The organism is Acidovorax sp. WCS2018Noco2-16 (assembly GCF_031843945.1).
In the GTDB taxonomy this organism is placed as follows: domain Bacteria; phylum Pseudomonadota; class Gammaproteobacteria; order Burkholderiales; family Burkholderiaceae_C; genus Paracidovorax.
Map to the genome: position 1 here is coordinate 258748 of NZ_JAVTJJ010000003.1, position 17524 is coordinate 276271.

At 69.6% G+C, this 17524-nt stretch carries 21 protein-coding genes and 1 riboswitch; of the genes, 6 read left to right on the forward strand and 15 right to left on the reverse strand.

Features of this window, described 5'->3' with window-relative positions; genetic code table 11:
- Nucleotides 1–58: 58 nt before the first annotated feature.
- From RQI28_RS10655 to RQI28_RS10665, 3 genes are all read left to right on the forward strand, one after another.
- Nucleotides 59–706: a flavin reductase family protein gene (locus RQI28_RS10655; RefSeq protein WP_311222114.1), complete on the forward strand. Its 648-nt coding sequence runs from the start codon at nt 59–61 to the stop codon at nt 704–706.
- Between the two features lie 30 nt (nt 707–736).
- A complete protein-coding gene (locus tag RQI28_RS10660; protein WP_311222115.1) occupies nt 737–1051 on the forward strand; it encodes an antibiotic biosynthesis monooxygenase in 315 nt (104 codons plus the stop codon).
- A 95-nt stretch (nt 1052–1146) separates the two neighbouring features.
- Nucleotides 1147–1365, forward strand: a complete 219-nt coding sequence (locus RQI28_RS10665; protein ID WP_311222116.1) for a hypothetical protein — start codon at nt 1147–1149, stop codon at nt 1363–1365.
- Nucleotides 1366–1382: 17 nt separating this feature from the next.
- Here the strand turns inward: RQI28_RS10665 and RQI28_RS10670 are convergent, their stop codons facing one another.
- The gene (locus RQI28_RS10670) at nt 1383–1751 is read right to left on the reverse strand and encodes a MerR family transcriptional regulator (protein ID WP_311222117.1); all 369 of its coding nucleotides are present in this window, start codon (nt 1749–1751) and stop codon (nt 1383–1385) included.
- A gap of 81 nt (nt 1752–1832) precedes the next feature.
- Between RQI28_RS10670 and RQI28_RS10675 the strand changes: the two genes are divergently transcribed.
- On the forward strand, nt 1833–2690 hold the full coding sequence (locus RQI28_RS10675; RefSeq protein WP_311222118.1) for an aminotransferase class IV family protein: 858 nt from the start codon (nt 1833–1835) through the stop codon (nt 2688–2690).
- A 17-nt stretch (nt 2691–2707) separates the two neighbouring features.
- Here the strand turns inward: RQI28_RS10675 and RQI28_RS10680 are convergent, their stop codons facing one another.
- From RQI28_RS10680 to RQI28_RS10745, 14 genes are all read right to left on the reverse strand, one after another.
- Nucleotides 2708–3115, reverse strand: coding sequence for a (2Fe-2S) ferredoxin domain-containing protein (locus tag RQI28_RS10680; RefSeq protein ID WP_404976887.1), 408 nt, complete (start codon nt 3113–3115; stop codon nt 2708–2710).
- A complete protein-coding gene (gene cobJ / locus RQI28_RS10685; RefSeq protein WP_311222119.1) occupies nt 3112–4116 on the reverse strand; it encodes a precorrin-3B C(17)-methyltransferase in 1005 nt (334 codons plus the stop codon). Before cobJ ends, RQI28_RS10680 begins: the two co-directional genes overlap by 4 nt.
- Before the next feature lie 9 nt (nt 4117–4125).
- Nucleotides 4126–4800 (reverse strand): energy-coupling factor ABC transporter permease, encoded by a 675-nt coding sequence (locus tag RQI28_RS10690; RefSeq protein WP_311222120.1) that lies wholly within the window; start codon nt 4798–4800, stop codon nt 4126–4128.
- A 67-nt stretch (nt 4801–4867) separates the two neighbouring features.
- Nucleotides 4868–5305 (reverse strand): cobalamin biosynthesis protein, encoded by a 438-nt coding sequence (locus tag RQI28_RS10695; protein ID WP_311222121.1) that lies wholly within the window; start codon nt 5303–5305, stop codon nt 4868–4870.
- Nucleotides 5302–6111 carry a cobalamin biosynthesis central domain-containing protein gene (locus RQI28_RS10700; protein WP_311222122.1) on the reverse strand — a complete coding sequence of 270 codons (810 nt, stop codon included), beginning with the start codon at nt 6109–6111 and terminating at the stop codon, nt 5302–5304. Before RQI28_RS10700 ends, RQI28_RS10695 begins: the two co-directional genes overlap by 4 nt.
- Nucleotides 6108–6974 (reverse strand): precorrin-2 C(20)-methyltransferase, encoded by an 867-nt coding sequence (gene cobI, locus RQI28_RS10705; RefSeq protein WP_311222123.1) that lies wholly within the window; start codon nt 6972–6974, stop codon nt 6108–6110. The genes RQI28_RS10700 and cobI overlap by 4 nt, the downstream gene beginning before the upstream one ends.
- Nucleotides 6971–8329, reverse strand: a complete 1359-nt coding sequence (gene cbiE, locus RQI28_RS10710; RefSeq protein WP_311222124.1) for a precorrin-6y C5,15-methyltransferase (decarboxylating) subunit CbiE — start codon at nt 8327–8329, stop codon at nt 6971–6973. The genes cobI and cbiE overlap by 4 nt, the downstream gene beginning before the upstream one ends.
- Nucleotides 8326–9450: a cobalt-precorrin-5B (C(1))-methyltransferase gene (locus tag RQI28_RS10715; RefSeq protein WP_311222125.1), complete on the reverse strand. Its 1125-nt coding sequence runs from the start codon at nt 9448–9450 to the stop codon at nt 8326–8328. Before RQI28_RS10715 ends, cbiE begins: the two co-directional genes overlap by 4 nt.
- On the reverse strand, nt 9447–10142 hold the full coding sequence (locus RQI28_RS10720; RefSeq protein WP_311222126.1) for a precorrin-8X methylmutase: 696 nt from the start codon (nt 10140–10142) through the stop codon (nt 9447–9449). The genes RQI28_RS10715 and RQI28_RS10720 overlap by 4 nt, the downstream gene beginning before the upstream one ends.
- Nucleotides 10139–11050 carry a sirohydrochlorin chelatase gene (locus RQI28_RS10725; protein ID WP_311222127.1) on the reverse strand — a complete coding sequence of 304 codons (912 nt, stop codon included), beginning with the start codon at nt 11048–11050 and terminating at the stop codon, nt 10139–10141. The genes RQI28_RS10720 and RQI28_RS10725 overlap by 4 nt, the downstream gene beginning before the upstream one ends.
- On the reverse strand, nt 11047–11874 hold the full coding sequence (cobM, locus tag RQI28_RS10730) for a precorrin-4 C(11)-methyltransferase (RefSeq protein ID WP_311222128.1): 828 nt from the start codon (nt 11872–11874) through the stop codon (nt 11047–11049). Before cobM ends, RQI28_RS10725 begins: the two co-directional genes overlap by 4 nt.
- A gap of 140 nt (nt 11875–12014) precedes the next feature.
- A riboswitch (cobalamin riboswitch) is annotated at nt 12015–12266 on the reverse strand.
- Nucleotides 12267–12443: 177 nt separating this feature from the next.
- On the reverse strand, nt 12444–13493 hold the full coding sequence (locus RQI28_RS10735; protein WP_311222129.1) for a peptidoglycan-binding domain-containing protein: 1050 nt from the start codon (nt 13491–13493) through the stop codon (nt 12444–12446).
- A 94-nt stretch (nt 13494–13587) separates the two neighbouring features.
- The gene (locus RQI28_RS10740) at nt 13588–14355 is read right to left on the reverse strand and encodes a class I SAM-dependent methyltransferase (RefSeq protein ID WP_311222130.1); all 768 of its coding nucleotides are present in this window, start codon (nt 14353–14355) and stop codon (nt 13588–13590) included.
- Complete coding sequence (locus tag RQI28_RS10745; RefSeq protein ID WP_311222376.1) at nt 14352–15263, reverse strand: LysR family transcriptional regulator; 912 nt, start codon at nt 15261–15263, stop codon at nt 14352–14354. Before RQI28_RS10745 ends, RQI28_RS10740 begins: the two co-directional genes overlap by 4 nt.
- Before the next feature lie 177 nt (nt 15264–15440).
- Between RQI28_RS10745 and RQI28_RS10750 the strand changes: the two genes are divergently transcribed.
- Entirely contained in the window at nt 15441–16406 is a 966-nt protein-coding gene (locus tag RQI28_RS10750; RefSeq protein WP_311222377.1) for a tripartite tricarboxylate transporter substrate binding protein, read from the forward strand.
- Nucleotides 16407–16445: 39 nt separating this feature from the next.
- On the forward strand, nt 16446–17519 hold the full coding sequence (locus RQI28_RS10755) for a 4-hydroxythreonine-4-phosphate dehydrogenase PdxA (RefSeq protein ID WP_311222131.1): 1074 nt from the start codon (nt 16446–16448) through the stop codon (nt 17517–17519).
- Nucleotides 17520–17524: the final 5 nt, after the last annotated feature.

The following is a 17524-nucleotide window of genomic DNA, read 5'->3' on the forward strand; positions in this document are numbered from 1 at the left end:
AGCTATAAAAATAATAGCAATTGCGGCACACGACCAATGCCGGTATCGTGGCAGCCACATGATCGATCCATCCCGCTCCATCACCGCCGACGCGCGCTTTCACAGCTACGAGCCCCGCCAGGGCCACGGCCTGCCGCACGACCCGTTCAACGCCATCGTCGGGCCGCGCCCCATCGGCTGGATCAGCACGCAAAGCGTCGCGGGCGTGCGCAACCTGGCGCCCTACAGCTTCTTCAACGCGTTCAACTACACGCCGCCCATCGTGGGCTTTGCCAGCATCGGCGCCAAGGACACGCTGGCCAACGTGCAGGCCACGGGCGAATTCGTCTGGAACCTGGCCACGCGCGAGCTGGCCGACGCCATGAACGCCAGCTGCGCGGCGGTGCCGCCCGAGGCGGATGAATTCACGCTGGCCGGGCTGAACGCCCTGCCCTCGCAGCGCGTCGCTGCGCCACGCGTCGCCGAGAGCCCCGTGACCTTCGAATGCCGCAGCACGCAGATCGTGCAACTGCAGGGCGCAGATGGCGTGCAGGTGCCGACCTGGCTGGTGCTGGGCGAGGTGGTAGCAGTGCACATCGACCGTGCGCTGCTGAAAGACGGCGTGTACGACACGGCGAATGCGGGGCACATCTTGCGCGCGGGCGGCCCGGCCGATTACTTCACCGTGGGGCCGGAGCAGCTGTTCAAGATGTTCCGCCCGCGTTGAGCGGCCAATCGAAGTGACAGGTCGTTTGCCATGATTCTGGAATCCGCACCCCTGCAGGTGCGCGCCGGCCACGAGGCGGACTTCGAAGACGCCTTCCGCCAGGCGCAGCGCATCATCGCGGCCATGCCGGGCTACCGCTCGCACCGGCTCGAGCGCTGCATCGAGCGCCCGTCCGAATACCTGCTGCTGGTGGAATGGGACACGCTGGACGCGCATGAAACCGGCTTTCGCACATCGCCCCAGTACCAGGACTGGAAGCGGCTGCTGCACCACTTCTACGAGCCGTTCCCCACCGTGCTGCACTATGCAGCGGTGCAAGGCGCCAGCGCCTCGCTTCGGCCGTAAGCATTCGTCGTTGTGGCATGCTGCCGGCGCCAGCAATTGCCTTGGCTTCACCCTGGCGCCGCGAGCGGCGCCGCATACACAGAGAGTCCGACGACATGAACCCCATTCGACTGGTTGCCATCGTGCTGATTGCGGCGGGGGCGCTGGGCCTGGCCTATGGCGGCTTCAGCTATACCAAAGAGACGACCGTGGTGAAGGTCGGCCCGCTGGAGATATCGGCCCAGGAAAAAGAGACCGTCAACATTCCGCTGTGGGCCGGCATCGGCGCCATCGTGGTGGGCGGGCTGCTGCTGGTGCTGGGCGGCAAGCGCTGAGCGCTGCCGGGCTAGGCTTAGGGCCTGCTGGCGGGTCTTTCTTCAAGACCCTCCAGGTAACTGGCGACGATGCGGCGGCTTTCGGCCAGTGCGTGCAGGTGGTGGTCGAGCCTTGCGAGTTCCTGCTGCAAAGTGGCGCGAATGGGGTCGCAGGCGTCGAATACGCCTGGGCCGTCGACCATGCAGGGCAGCAGGACTTGGATGGCGTCCAGCTTCAGCCCCGACGCGCTGAGCAGCCGTATGCGCAGCGCGGCCTGCAACTCGGCTTCACCGAAGTCCCGGTAGCCGGCCTCGGTGCGTGCCGGGCGCAGCAGGCCTTGCTGTTCGTAGTAGCGCAGCATTCTTTGGCTGACGCCGCTGCGGCGCGAGAGTTCTCCGATCTGCATGGCGATTCTTTCCGGGTGCGCTTGACTCTGACACCGCTGTCAAAGTTTAGCCTTGCTGCTCTATGAAACTGGAGCATGCCTATGGACAAAGCAAACGCCTTCGACGCCTCGAACGTATCGGACTCTCCTGACGCTGGAGGGGTCACGGCCCAGCGCAACGGTCACACGGCAACGGCGCGCGAACTGGCGGGCCTGGCCTTCGCCGGCTATGCCCATTTCACCGCCATGCAGGTGCGCGGTGGTGCGGTACGTGGCCTGGATCTGCATGAGCAGCGGCTGCGGAACGCATCGAACGCCCTGTTCGGGCAGGCTCTGCCGGACGATGCATTGCGCGGAATGCTACGCGCAGCGCTGCTTGCCTGCCCGGGCGGCAACGCCTCGCTGACGGCCACGGTGTATTCGCCGGCCGGCGAGTTCACCGATGCCGTCGGATCGATGCGGCCCGACGTGCTGGTGCGCACTGCGCCACCGGCGCAGGGGCCGGCAGGGCCGCTGGCGCTGGCGGCCCTGCCGCACGAACGCGTGCTGGCGCACATCAAGCACGTCGGCGAAGTGGCAAAGACCTGGTTGCTTCGGCAAGCCGTATCCCAAGGCTTCGACGATGCGGCTTTCGTGGATGGCCAGGGCCGTCTGAGCGAGGCGACCATCTGGAACCTGGTGTTCTGGGATGGCCGCACGGTGGTCTGGCCAGAGGCCGCGATGCTGACCGGCACCACCATGGGCGCGGTCGGCCGGCAATTGGAACGCCTGGGCATCGCGCAGCGGCGGCAACCCATCACCCTGGCGGACCTGCCCGGTCTGAGCGGCGCGGCGGTGATGAACTCGTGGACGCCCGGCGTCGCGGTGCATCGAATCGGGCCGGTGCAGATACCGCCGGCGCCTGAGTTTCTGGCGCTCCTGCACCGTGCCTACGCGCAAGAGCCGTGGATCGCTCCGTGAGTCCGCTGGGCTTTCTGTCAACCGCCCGAAGGCCCCTGGTGAAACACCAGGTCTTCCACGGGCCTGCCGCCCACCAGGTGCTGGTCGATGATGCGGTCCATGTTGGCGGGTGTTACGTCGTAGTACCAGGTGCCGTCGGGCTGCACGCACATCACCGGGCCGCCCTTGCAGGCGGCAAAGCAGCTGACGCGGCTGCGTTTGACGCGCAGCTCGCCGTCGTTCAAACCGGCGGCTTTGAACTTGTCGCCCAGGCTGTCGAACAGGGCCTGCGCCTGGCCGTCTTCGGCGCAGCGTGGGCCGGTGCAGATGAGGATGTGGCGGCGGTAAGCGCCGATCTTCGGCTTGATGGCGACGCGCACGCCTTCGGGCGCTGCGGTTGCGTTGGTGGTGGTGGTCGTCACGGTGGTGGGGTCTTGTTGGCTCATGCCTCTTCCTCGGTGGTGGCGACGGCCTCGGCGGCCAGAGGCTGGGCCAGGGTCTCGCGGATGTAGTCGGCCGGCAGGCGGTGGCGCCGGGCCAGGGCCTCGATGGTTTCGCCGGCCGCGTGGTCGAGCTGCAGATTCTCCAGCCAGCCGTTCAGCCCGGTGGACAGCGACCGGCCCGGCCGCTCGCCGGCCAGCGTGGTGCCGCCGCCTTCCACGTCGTATTTGTTGGCGTAGCCGCGTGGCGTGACCATCAGCCCGTGCCGCACGATGGTGTTGCTGTTGCCGATGAGCACGGTGCTGAGCATGCCGATGTCGGCATCGCACATGGTGGCCAGCGTGGCGAACTCGATGCGCTCGCGGCGGCGGTACGCGCTCTTGACGATGGCCACGGGCGTATCGGGGCTGCGGTGGCGCAGGAAGAGGCGCTGGGCCTCCTCGATCTGGCGCGTGCGGCGGCCGCTCTTGGGGTTGTACAGCGCGACCACGAAGTCGGCCAGCGCGGCGGCATCGAGCCGGCGGGCGATGGTGGGCCAGGGCGTGAGCAGATCGGACAGCGAGATGGCGCAGAAGTCGTGCGTGAGCGGCGCGCCCACGCGGGCCGCGCAGCTGTTGATGGCCGAGGCGCCGGGCACGATCTCGACCTCGATGCCGCCGGGCTCGACCACGCCGTTTTCATCGAAGGCGGGGGGCGTCCAGCCGGCCTGGAACAGCACCTCGAACGTGGGGCCGGCCATGCCGTAGACGCCCGCATCGCCCGACGAGATGAGCGCCACCTTCTTGCCCTCGCGTGCGCGGGCCAGCGACTCGATGGCGCGGTCCAGCTCCTCGGTCATGGACTTGCGGATGATCTCCTTGCCCTCGATGAGGTCGGCCACCAGCTTGATGTAGGTGACGTAGCCAATGATGGTGTCGGCCTCGGCGATGGCGGCGCGGGCGCGCGCCGTCATGTGGTCGGTGCTGCCGGGGCCGATGCCCACGAGCATGATTTTTCCTGCGGACATGGGTTGCTTTCAGGTGGCGGCGGAAGGTGCAACTGCGGCTACGCGGGGCAGCGCGCGCTCGTCCAGGCAGGCAGTGAGCCAGCGGCGCCCACGCACATGGCGTTGCAGGCGGGCAGCGCCCAGCAGCAGGCCGATGGTGAGCAGCGGCTCCAGCGCCACCAGGCTCAGGTACGACGCTGCGAACAGCGCCCAGTCGGCGACGGGTGCCGCATCGCTGCTGATGGACAGCCAGAAGCCCACCATCAGCGTGACGCCCGCGTAGTAGGCCGCGTCGAGCTTGAGCACGTTGGCCACGCTGATGCCCTGCATGCGGCGGCCCAGGGCGTGGTGGGTCGCGACCAGCGGCACCGCCAGGCTCAGGAAGTTGATGGCCAGGTGCGCCAGATCCTGCGGCTCGAAGACGAGCGCCTGCACCAGCAGCCCCAGGCCGAAGCCGAACAGCGTGGGAATGAAGCCGAACAGCAGGTAGATGGGCATGGCGCCCACGAGGTGCAGCTCCGACGGGCCCACGGGAAGGTGCCAGGCCTGCATCAGCAGGCTGAAGAAAAACGCGGCCAGCGCGGTGCGCAGCCAGGCCGTGGGGCTTTTGAGCAGGCCCATGGCGTGTGCGCCCAGCAGCGCCGACGCGGCGGCCGAGGCGTAAGCGATCTTGTCTTGCGAGAGGATGCCGATTTCGATGTGCATGGTGTGAGCCTTTCGGACGGGATAGGAAGAGAAAAACGGGGATGAGAAAGAAGGTGGACAGGGGTGGTCAGCCGGCGCCCGCCGCGATGCGTGCGATCGACACCGTGGCGTTGCGCCCGTCGCCGCCGCGCAGGCGGTGCTTTTCCACCAGCAGGGCCGACGCATCGTGCGCGGCACCCGCCGCCAGCAGCGCTGCGGCTTCGCTGACCGAGGGCGTGCCCATGTAGCGCAGCACGGTGTCCGACGGGTTGGGCACCGGCACGGCGGCCAGTTGCGCCGCGCTGTACCACCGCAGCGGCCAGCCGTGGCGCGCCGCCAGCGACAGGAAGGCGGCTTCGTCGGCCTTCGCTTCGATGCTGGCCGCGACCGCCACCTGCGCGATGTCGGCCCCGGCGTGGGCCAGTGCCGCGCGCAGGCAGGCCTCGACCGTGGCCTCGGGCGTGCCGCGATCGCAGCCCAGGCCCACAGCCAGGCGCAAGGTGCCGCTGCCGGGCGCCGTGGTCATGCGGCGGCGCTTTCCACCGGCGGGCGATAGACCACCAGGCGCTCGTGCAGGGCCTCCCACTGCGCGGGCGGCACGTCGGCGTGCGTGACCCACAGCACGGCCCGGTAGTGCGCCAGATCGACATCGCCCAGGCGGTCGAAACGCGCGATGTTCGCGGGCAGCGGCGTGGGCCGGTTCCACCAGTCGCGGCGGCCGGCCTCCTGCACCACGGCGATGGGCTCGCCGTTGACGACATGGGCCGACACGCGCGTGATGTTGATCTTGGGCGCCTCCACGCGCCAGCCCAGGTGGCGGCCGAGGATGTCCACCGGAATGGTCTTGCCCACGTCGGACGCGGTGGTCAGCACGGGCGTGGCGCCGATCAGCGAGGCGATGCGCTCGCTCCATTCGTTCGCGCCGCCGACATGGCCCGACAGCACCGGAATGACGAACTGGCCGGCGTCATCCACCACTGTCACGCCGGGGTCTTCGTCCTTCGACTTCAGCACCGGCGCGATCAGGCGCACCACGGCGCCCAGCGACACGAAGAACACCAGCTGATCGTAGCCCGCGAACAGCGGCGCGATCTCGTCGCGCAAGGCGCCTTCGTAAGCGCGCACGGTGTTGGGCAGGCCGTCGAACGCGCTGGCGAACTTGGCGGCCGTGCACACATGGGCCTGCGGCACATCGCGCGCCAGTTGCGCTGCCTGCGCGGCGCCGTGGCGCGTGATGGCCACGAGGCACACGCGCACCGACTCGGGGGCGATGGCCGGGGCGGAGAGCACCACGGGGTTGGGGTCTGGGTTCGGGGTGGGGGTCGAGGTCATTCGTCTGGCTCCGTTTCGGCAAGTGAGAGGCCCGCAGCGCCGGCCAGCGGCGCGGTGGGCGAGGTTTTCTTGAGGCAGCCCTTGATGCGCTCGCCCCGGATGCGATGCGGGTTCTTCACCACCATGAGCGAGAGGTAGCTGACCTTGGTGCCGCGCAGCGCGGGCAGGTCCACCCCGTTCACGCTGCGCTCGTCGGGCGCGCCCACGCGCTCGATGAACTGCGTGTGCGGCAGCAGTTCGCGCTGCATGAGCCAGTCGATCAGGTCGTCCATCAGCGGCTTGACCTTCATCAGCACCAGCGTGTCGAAGTCGGTCAGCAGGCGGTCCACGGCGCTCACGCCGTAGGCGGCGGGGACGATGGCGATGGTGTCGTCCTGCTCGGCCAGCGGCATGCCGCGCACGGCGCAGGCGGCAGCGAAGGCGTTGACGCCCGCGATCACCGGGGTGTCGATGCGCGCGTCGAGCGCCCGAACCGTGCGCGCCAGGTGGCCGAAGGTGGCGTAGGTGCTGGCATCGCCCTCCACCAGGAACAGCACGTCCTGCCCGGCCAGCAGCCAGGGCAGCACGGTGTCGGCCGCACGCATCCACGCGCGGGCCAGCTTGTCGCCGTCGTGCGTCATCGGAAAGAGCAGCGTCTGGTGCTGCGCGGGCGGCGCCAGGCCGGCGCGCTGCACGATGTCGAACGCATAGCTGGGCGTCTTGGTGCTGCGCGCGGGATAGGTCCACACGGTGCCGGTGCGCTGCAGCTGGGCCCACGCGGCGCGGGTGATGAGGCCCGGGTCGCCCGGCCCCAGGGACACGCCGATGAGGCGGCCCAATGGCGCGACCGCCAGCGTGTTGCCAGGCGTGGCGAGGCCGGTCATGCGCCCACCTCCGTCGGCGCGGCCGGCGCATCGCCAGGGCCTGCCGGCTGCGCGCAGACGATCCACACCGGGTTCTCGGCCGCCATGCGGTGCATGTGCAGGATGGGCTTGCTGCGCGCGGCCTGCAGTTGCAGCACGTCCCACGCGGCGCCGGCCTGCTGCAGCGCCTGCGTGGCGGCGGCCAGGTTTTCCAGCGTGACGAAGTTCATCACCAGCCAGCCGCCCGGGCGCAGGCGCGCCAGGCACAGCGCGATCAGCTCGGCCAGTTCGCCGCCCGAGCCGCCGATGAAGACGGCGTCGGGGTCGGGCCACGCGTCCATGCCTTCGGGCGCCTTGCCGTGCACCAGCGTGTGGTTGGACACGCCGAAGGCCTGCACGTTCTGCCGCGCAATGGCCACGTCGCCCTCGTTCTTTTCGATCGCCCAGACGTGGCCCTGCTGGCACAGGCGCGCGGCCTCCAGCCCGACCGAGCCGCTGCCGGCGCCGATCTCCCACACGCGGCTGTTGGCGCGCAGCTGCAGGCGCGCCAGCGACACCGCACGCACCTCCTGCTTGGTGATGAGGCCCCCTTCTCCACCACCCCTGGGCTGGCGCTGGTAGTAGGCCGCATCGGCCAGGCCGAAGCGCACGGGCTCGGGCCGCTGGCGCGTGCGCACCAGCAGCACCACGTTGGGGTCGGCAAAGGTCTGCGTGGCGGCATCGGCAGGTGCGAGGTCGGCGCACACGCGTTCGCAGGGCGTGCACAGGCGTTCGGCCACGCTGACCTGAAAGTCTTCGCCCAGGCCTTCGGCCAGCAGCAGGCGGGCGATGCGCGCGGGCGTGTTGTCGGGGCTGGTAAGCACGGCCAGGCGGTCGTGCGCGCGCACGGCCTGCGCCAGCGCATAGAGGCCGTGCGCTGGCGGCGCGCCCACCGTCCATTCGCCGGCATCCTTGGCATGCACGGAGACGATGCGCGCGTCCTGCCACGCCAGCCCCAGGCGCGCGCAGGCCAGCTGCAGCGTGGAGACGTTGGGCATCACTTCCAGCGCCTGAATGCACAGGCGCGAGGCCAGGTAGCTGGCGATGCCGTGGCAGAGCGGGTCGCCCGTGGCCAGCACCACGCAGGCCTGCTGGGCAGCGCGCGCTTCGGCGATCCAGCCGGGCACGGAGGGCAGGCAGCCGGTCAGGTCGCGCCGCGTGGCATGCGGGGCGATGTCGTCTTCCAGCAGCGCCAGCATGCGCGTGCCGCCGATCACCAGGTCGGCGCGGCGCAGCAGCGCGAGCGCGGTGGCGCCCAGGCTGGCGGCGCCGTCGTCCAGCACGCCGATCACGCGGCAAGGCTGGGGGTCTTTTTCAAGCAGGGTCGTCATCGTCATGCGCAGGCGGTGGGGCCAGAGGTGGCCTCGGTGATCTTGGTGCCGTCGAAATCGCAGACGAGCACGGTGAGGTGGAAGCGCTCGCCGTAGCGGTCGGGCGCGGTGAGGGTGCGCACCACGGCCTGCGCCAGTGCGGAGTGGAATGCAGGCCCCAGGCCCAGCGCCTGCATGCGCTCGGCGCCGAAGCGCGCGGTTTCTGCGGCGGCGATTTCGGCGCACACCTCGGGTGGCGCGCCCACGCCGGCGGCCAGGTCGGCCAGCAGCTGCGTGTCGACCTCGGCCCGGTTGGCGTGGGTGATGGTTTCGCCCTGCGCGATCTTCGTGAGCTTGCCCACCATGCCGCCGATGACGACCCGCTGCACGCCCTGCGCCACGGCCTCGTCGAGCGCGTAGCGCAGAAAGTCGCCCATCTGTACGAAGCAGGCTGCGGGCAACTCGGGCCGTTCCTTCATGGCGAACTGTTCGGTGCGCCCGCCGGTGGTGAGCACCACCACGCCATGGCCCAGCGTGGCGGCCACCTGCACGCCCTGCACCACGCTCGCGCGGTAGGCAGAGGTGGAATACGGCTTCACGATGCCGGTCGTGCCCAGGATGGAGATGCCGCCCAGGATGCCAAGGCGCGCATTGAGCGTTTTCTTGGCCATCTCCAGGCCCTGCGGCACGGAGATGGTGACTTCCAGCCCGGCGCGCGCCAGCAACGCATCACCCACGGCGCGCACGTTCTCTTCGATGTTCTTTCGTGGCACGGGGTTGATGGCCGGGCCGCCCACTTCCAGTCCCAGCCCGGCCATGGTGACGGTGCCCACGCCGAAGCCGCCCTGCAGCAGGAAGGCGCCTGACTGGCCTGGCAGTACGCGCACGTCGGCCGTCAAGTGGGCCTTGTCAGTGCAGTCAGGGTCGTCGCCCGCATCCTTGATGACCATGGCGTGGGCGGTCTGGCCGTCGCACTGCCCGTCCTGCACGGCAAAGCGCACCACGTCGCCGTTGGGCAGCAGGCAGTCCACCGCGTCGGGCACGCTGCCGTGCACCAGGCCCAGCACGGCGGCGCGCGCGGCGGCGGCCGAACACGCGCCGGTGGTGAAGCCGGTGCGCGTGCCGCGGCGCACGGTCTTTTCCATCATGGCGATGGCGTCCCTTGGGCTGTGGCTTTCTGGCGGGCTTCGGCCAGCGCCAGCAGCGCATGCAGCGTGGCCACCACCAGCGTGGAGCCGCCCTTGCGGCCGCGAATGACGATCCACGGCACGTCAGCCACCTGCGCCATCAGCGCCTTGGATTCGGCGGCCGAGACGAAGCCCACCGGCATGCCCACCACCAGCGCCGGGCGCACGCCCTCGTCCGTGATCAGCCGCACCAGCTCGATCAGCGCCGTGGGCGCGTTGCCGATGCCGACGACGGCACCGTGCAGCAGGCCCTGCCGGTGCGCCTTGCGCATGGCCTGCACGGCGCGCGTGGTGTCCTCCCTTTGCGCCTGGGCGATCACGTCGGCATCGCTGATGAACTGGTGCGTGCGCATGCCGAAGTGGCCCAGGCGCGGCTGCGACAGGCCCGAGCAGATCATCTCCACATCGGCCACCACGGGCGCGCCGCCGCGCAGCATGGCGGCGATGCCGGCCTCCACCGCTTGCGGGTGGAAGGCGGTCAGGCCGTTGAATTCGAAGTCGGCGTTGGCGTGGATCATGCGGCGCACGATGGGCCACTGCGCGGCCGTGTAGGGGTGCGGCCCGGCTTCGGCGTCGATGATGGCGAAGCTGTCGTGCTCGATGGCCTGGCCGGCGCGCGTGAGCTGCTCGGTGACGGTGTTGACGGTGCTCATGCGGGTGCACCTGCTGGCTGCGGCGCATGCGCATGCACCTGCACTTGCACGGGGGCGTGCGCATGGGTGTGCTCATGGCTGTGCCCATGGCCCAGGTCGTGCGCGATCTCGCGGTATTTGCAGCCGTCGCAAGGCAGCAGGCTGCCCGCCACGCCGTCCAGCAGGTCGTTCACACGGCTGTCCAGCAATTCGAAAATCTCGCGCTCCAGGCCAAAGTGCTGCGACTGGGCGAAGCGCACCTGCGGGTACTGCGCGCGCAGGTGTTCCACCTGCCGGGCTATGCGCTGCATCAGCGTGCCGGTGTAGAGGTAATACGGAAGTACCACGATCTGCCTCATGCCCAGCAGCACCTGGCGCTGCACCACGCGCTCCAGGCGTGGCCAGGTGATGCCGGTGAAGGCGATCTCGACCAGCTCGTGGTGGCCGCCTTCCTGCAGCCAGCGTGCCATCTTGGCGACGTCGCCGTTGGCCTGGCGGTCGGACGATCCCCGGCCCAGCAGCACCACGCCGGTGGTGGTGGGGTCGGGCACATCCAGCGCATTCATGCACTGGCGCAGCTGGCGCTGCAGGATTTGCAGGATGGGTTCGCACGCCGTGAGGTGCGGGCCGTACAGAAAATCGACGCCCGGGCAGTGCGCGCGCGCATGCTCGATGGCCTCGGGAATCTCCATCTTCACGTGGCCGGCGGCGTTCAGGATGAGCGGCAGCACCAGCACGCGCCGGCTGCCCTGCGCGGCCTGCAGCAGGCCGTCGTGCAGGCCGGGCGGCGCGAATTCGATGAAGCACACCTCGATGCGCCAGCCGGGCCGGCGTGCGCGCCATTGCGCCACGAAGGCGTGGATCTCGTCATTGCCCTCGGGCTCGCGCGAGCCGTGGCCGATCAGCAGGATGGTGGTGTGGTCGTTCATGGGGCGATGGGGTCTGAAGGGTCGGCGGCAGGGCCTGCCGCTGGCTGGCTGGCGCGGCGAAAGCGGTGGGTGAAACTCGCGTCGTAGAGCTTGGATTTCGCCAGCTCCTGCCATTGGCGCGCGCCCAGCGTGGGGCTGGCGATCACCATGGCCTGGCTCACGATGCCGGCGGCGCGGCAGCGCTCGCGGATGTCGGCCAGCGTGCCGCGCACGATGATTTCCTCGCCCGGCCAGCTGGCCTTGTGCACCACCAGCAGGGGCGCGCTGTCGGCCCAGCCGGCCTCGCGCAGGCCGGCCTGCACCTTGTGCAGCAGCGTGATCGACAGAAAGATGCACAGCGTGCAGTGGTGGCGGCCCAGCTCGGCCAGCGACTCGCCCGGCGGCATGGGCGTGCGGCCTTCCACGCGCGTGAAGATCACGCTCTGCGTGACCTCGGGCAGCGTGAAGCTTTCCACCGCCGCTGCGGCCGACGCCATCGCGGACGACACGCCCGGCACCACGCGCACCGGCACGCCGGCGGCGTCCAGCGGCTGCACCACCTCGATCAGCGCGCCGTACAGCGCCGGGTCGCCGGTCTGCAGGCGGATCACGGTGTCGTGCTTTTGCGCCTGCAGGATGAGCCAGGCAGCCATCTGCTCGAGCGTCATGTCCTTGCTGTCGGCAATGCTGCAGCCGGGTGGCGCCCAGCGGGTGGCGGCCTCGTTGACGAGCGAGCCCGCGAACAGAATGGCGCCGGCGCGCTCGATGAGGACGCGGCCCTTGACGGTGATGAGCTCGGGATCGCCCGGGCCGGCGCCGACGAACCAGACGGTGCCGGGCGTCATGGCGTGCACGGTGGGGGCGCAACGGCCCGCACGAAAATAACTGGCATGGGAAGAGACGACAGGAATGCAAATGCCCGGACCCCTGCCTCCCCGCAGGTTCCGTGAAATGAGCGGCGCCGCCTCAGGCCCTGAAGCCTTCGGCGACGCCGCCCCCTGTCGGCCGGTATCCGGGCTGGCGACGCTGCAGTGGGCCCTTCCCAAAAGGCGTTGAGCCTTTCAGTGGGCGTGTCTTCCACGCAGTTGATGAAGCCGGCGGTGTGCCGTCTTCGTCGCTTACCGTTGCGGGGGCAGCCCAGGTTGGGGAGCCATCCTTGGTGGACGCTCCCTCCCTGGTTCCCGTTTAACTGCTCGGCCGCAATGGCCTTGCGAGCACCAACGGGCGTGAGTATAGGGCGGTGCCGGCTTGTGTCCGGAGGTTACAAGTGTTTTTGGCCTCTAGCGCTTGATGGATAAGCGCTTGCAGCTATAAAAAGAGTAGCGTTTATGCTTGGCCGCCAACGAAAAACCCGGCCGAAGCCGGGTCTGTCGTCTGCAAGGAGCCGCTGCAGCGCGGCGGCCCCGTCGGCCGCTCAACGCGAGAGCGCGTCCTGCGTGGCCGTGTCCAGGCGCCCGGTGACCGGAATGCCCTTGTCCTTCTGGAAGTCGCGCAGCGCCTTGGTCGTGCGCGGGCCGGCCGCGCCGTCCGGCGTGCCCACGTTGTAGCCCAGCCCGCCCAGGCGTTCCTGGGCTTCGCGCATCGAGATCGAGGCACCCGCCTTGGTCTGCGAGGGCGCCGCCGCACCGTCCACGCCCAGCCGCCCGCCACCGCCCAAGCCCTGGCCCTGCACGCTTTGCGCCTTGTAGTTGCGCAGCGCCACGACCATCTGGTTGTACGCGTCCATGAAGGCGGCGGTCAGCACCTTGCCTTGCGCCGTGTTCTGGTAGCCGCCCACCGCACCCCCGGCCGAGCCGCCGAAGAGCCCGCCAAAGCCGGCGAAGTCGCTTTTGGACGCACTGCCCTCCGATGCCGAGACCTGCACGCCCGAGCGGTTGTCCACCAGGGTCAGCATGGCGCTGGCCTCGCGGGTCTTCAAACTGCCGCCGATGGCTGCGATGGCCGCACCGCGCCCGCCACCCAGCAGGCCGCCCAGGGCACCGCCGATGCCGCCGGCATCACTGTTGGAGAAGATGATTTCGGGCGACATGCCGTAGTCGGAGGCAACCATCTGGCCTTGGCCGAAGTTGCTGCCCCCGCGCATCTCGCCCGAGCCCATGAGTGCACGCTCGCGGTTCATGGCGTTCATGCCGGATGCGCTGCGCTCGACCACGATGAAGCAGTTCGATTGCTGGATCAGCAAACGCAGCAGGTTGGAGGTGGGAGGCAGCTTGTATTCGTTGCGCAGGATGGTGTACCAGCCGGCGTCCTGGTTCTCGACCAGGGAGACGGTGCCCAGGGGGCTGGAGCACTTTTGCAGCTGGGCGCTCTCGCCGGCTGCGGAGGCGCCGCCAGCGGCGCCGGTGGCGACGGTCTTGGCCTCGGGGCTGCCCATGCGCATGTTGGTGGTCTCGCAGCCGGCCAGCAGGGCCACTGCGGCGCAGGCCGTGGCCAGCAGGGTGAAGGTCTTGGTCTTCTGGGTCATGATTGGTCGGCGCCTCTCTCTTGGTGGAATAACGGTGCGTTGGAAGGACAACAAGCAGTCAGCAGAGCCCGCCACGCGGGCTGACGGCGGGGCATCATAGCGCTGCGCCTGGCAGTTCCCCGGTGGGCATGGAGACGCGGTAGAGCCACACGGGCTTGGCGCCCTCTGCGTGCAGACAGGCATCGGCCACGCGGCCTGGCACGGCGAATTCCAGGCTGGCCAGCCAGGCGCCGGGCGCCATCTCGGCATCGGCCTTGGCGGCGGCGCGTGCCATGCTCTCGGGCCGCTGGAACAGGTAGACGAGCGGGTAGGCGCCCCAGTCTGCGGCCCAGATGTCGCCCCGCCGCACGCGCGCCCAGGGGCAGCGCAGCGCGCACAGTGCCCGCAGCGGCCAGCTCCATTCCAGCCCGTGCAGCTGTGCGTCAGGGTAAGCCTGGCGTAGCGCGATGAGCCCGTCGCCCAGGCCGCAGCCAGCGTCCAGCACCCGCGCGCCGGCCGGCAGCGGCGCCAGCCCGGCCAGGCCCTGCAGCGCGCCGCGCGGTGTAGGAAAGAGCGGTGCGTCGCGCCACGCATTGAGCGGGTAGACCAGCAGCAGCAGCGCCAGCGGCACCAACCAGGCCCAGGCCGGCACACCGGTGGCCGTGCCCGTGAGCGCCAGCGACAGCGGAAAGCCCGCCGCGATCAGCCCGCGCCGCCACCAACTGCGCCCCAGCAGGCTGGCGGCCGTGCCCACGGCGCAGCCCAGCGCCAGCGCCGCGGCGGCGGGCAGCCAGCGCTGCAGTCCCACGAATGCCAGCCAGGCAGCGCCCCAAGCCAGCAGGGCGGGTAACGGCCAGGGCAGCCAGGCGAGCGTGCGGGTCATGGTGGTGCGCCCTCCGCTCCCAGGTTTGCGGCCGGGTCGTGCAGCAACTCGAGGAAATGTTCCAGTGCCGCAGAGGCCGGCCGGTCGCTGCGCACCACGCTGCCGTAGGCGGGCAGGCGGTTGCGCACCGTATAGGGCAGCACGCGCAGCAGGTCGTGGCGCTCGTAGCGCAGCGCGATGGAGGCGGGGATGACGGCCACCATCTCGCTGCGCGCGATGAGGTGGGTGGTGGTGAGGATGGAGGCGGTCTCGATCAGCCCGCCGGGCAGCGGCTGGTGGTGCAGCGCGAATTCCTGCTCCAGCACGTCGCGCATGGGGCTGCCGGCGGGTTGCAGGATCCAGGTGCAGGCCTGCAGATCGGCAAAGCGCAGGGACTTGCGCTTGGCCAGCGGATGGCCGGTGGCCACCACGACCGACAGCGCCTCTTCGTCCAGCGGCCGAAAGTGGCAGTCGCCGCCGCTGCTGCCCGGCATGCGGCCGATCACCACGTCCAGGCGGCCCTCGCGCAGCCGCTCCATCAGGCGGTTGCTGGTGTCCACCGTGATCTCCACCGTCAGCAGCGGGTAGGCGGCCTTCAGGCGCACCAGCGCGTCGCTGAGCACCTCGGGCGCGGCGGCCATGATGCAGCCGATGAAGAGCTTGCCGGCGCTGCCCAGATGCAGGGCGTCCAGCTCGCGGCGCATGGCCTCCAGGCCGCCGCGCATGCCGCGAAAGTACTGCGTCACGCAGGCGCCAGCCGCATTCACCTTCAGGCCGCGCCCTACCCTCCCGAAGAGCGGATGGCCGAGCGCGCTTTCCAGCTCGTGCAGCATTTTGGTGGCGGCGGGCTGCGTCATGCCCAGTTCGGCCGCCGCCGCGCGCAGCGTGCCGCGCGATTCGATGGCCAGCAGCAAAGCCACCTGGCGCATGCGCAGGCGGTTCAGCAAGGGGAAAGGGTCGTCTTCACGGGAGGCCGTCACTGATAACTCCAGGCGATCAATCCATCATTTCATTTCATTTTACGGAAAGCAAAGCGCGGCCTAGGATGCCCCCAATGCCATGGAAATCGGCATGTATACGAAACACATCCAGGAGACAAAGACATGTTGCAACGCCGCACCCCGCTGCTCGCCTTTTTATTGGCTGCCGCCCTCGTTCCGCTGGGCGCTGGCGCCCAGGAATGGCCCACCCGCTCGATGCGCATTCTGGTGGGTTCCGCCCCCGGCGGCGGCACCGACGCCATGGCCCGTGCGGTGGCCGACCGGCTGGGGCCGCTGCTCAAGCAGCCGGTGGTGGTGGAGAACCGCCCGGGCGTGTCGAACACGCTGGCCGCCGATGCCACGGCCAAGGCCACCGACGGGCACACGCTGCTGATGGGCGTGGTTACGGCGCATGCCATTGCGCCGCACCTGCTCAAGCTGGGCTACGACAACAACCGCGACCTGGTGCCGGTCGCTTTTGTAGGCGCCGTGCCCAACGTGCTGGTGGTCACCACCGCCCTGCCCGCGCAGTCGGTGGCCGAGTTGGTGGCGCTGGCCAAGAAGGAGCCCGGCAAGATCAACTTTGCCAGCAGCGGCGCGGGCAGCACGCAGCACATCGCGGCCGAGATGTTCAAGGACGCGGCGGGCGTTGACCTGACCCACGTGCCGTACAAGGGCAGCAGCGCAGCGCTGGTGGACCTGGTGAGCGGGCAGGTGCAGATGAGTTTTGACACCATGCCCTCGGTGCTGGGGCAGATCAAGAGCGGCAAGATGCGCGCGCTGGCCGTGACCACCGCCCTGCGCAATCCGCAGCTGCCCAACGTGCCGACCATGGCCGAATCCGCCCTGCCGCAGGTGGAGGTGAGCGCCTGGTACGGCATCTACATGCCCGCCGCCACGCCCAAGGCGGTGCAGCAGAAGGTGCATGACGCGGTGAACGAAGTGCTGGCCATGCCCGAGACGCAGACCCGCCTGGGCGCCGTCGGGGCCGAACTCAAGCCCATGTCGCAGGCCGACTTCATCGCCTTCCAGAACGCCGAATTCAAGCGCTACGGCGACCTGATCCGCAAGAACAACATCCGCATCGACTGACATCGACCGCGACTCGATTGCAAGCCAAAGAAGCTGCCCATGAACACGCAAGACCGGCCCGTGGTGGCCCTGACGCTCGGCGACCCCGCCGGCATCGGCCCCGAACTCATCGCCCGCCTGCTGGCCAAGCCTGACGCCGCGCAGCGCGCCAACATCGTGCTGGTGGGCGACCCTTGGCTGTGGGAAGACGGCCAGCGCATTGCCGGCGTGCAGGTGGCGACCGATGCCATTGGCGCACTGGCCGATGTGCGCGGCCGCGCAGACACCTCCCGCCCCGCCTTCCTGGCGGTGAACACGGTGGCCGCTGCCGACGTGCACCGCAGCCGCGCCGAGGCGGCCGGTGGCCGCTCGGTGCTGCAGGTGCTGGACCGCTGCATGGACGCCGCCCAGGCGGGCGAGATCGACGCCATCTGCTTTGCGCCGCTGAACAAGCAGGCCATGAAGATCGGCGGCATGCAGCACGAGGACGAGCTGCACCACTTTGCGCAGCACCTGGGCGTGACGGGCTACTTCTGCGAGTTCAACACGCTGGGCGACCTGTGGACCTCGCGCATCTCGTCGCACGTGCCGCTCAAGGACGTGGCGAGCTACCTGAGCGTGGAGCGCATCCAGCAGGCGGCCGAGCTGATCTACCACTCGCTGCTGGCCAGCGGCGTGGCGCAGCCGAAGGTGGCGATTGCCGCCTTCAACCCGCACGGCGGCGATGGCGGCGTGTGCGGGCGCGAAGAGATCGACATCATCGCGCCCGCCGTGGCCGCGCTGCAGGCGCGCGACTGGCCCACCGACAGCCCGTTTCACGGCCCCTTCCCGGCCGACACCATCTTTTTGAAGGCGCAGGCGGGCGAATACCAGGCCATCGTGACCATGTACCACGACCAGGGCCAGATCGCGATCAAGCTGCTGGGCTTCTCGCGCGGCGTGACGGTGCAGGGCGGCCTGCCGATCCCGATCACCACACCGGCGCACGGCACGGCCTACGACATCGCCGGCCAGGGCAAGGCAAGCGTGGAAGCGACCTGGCAGGCCTTTCAGATCGCTTGCCGCATGGGGGCGGCGCAGCGCAGCCAATTTTTAGCCTCTACAGCCCTCTGGCGCTTATCCAGCAAGCGTTAACAGCT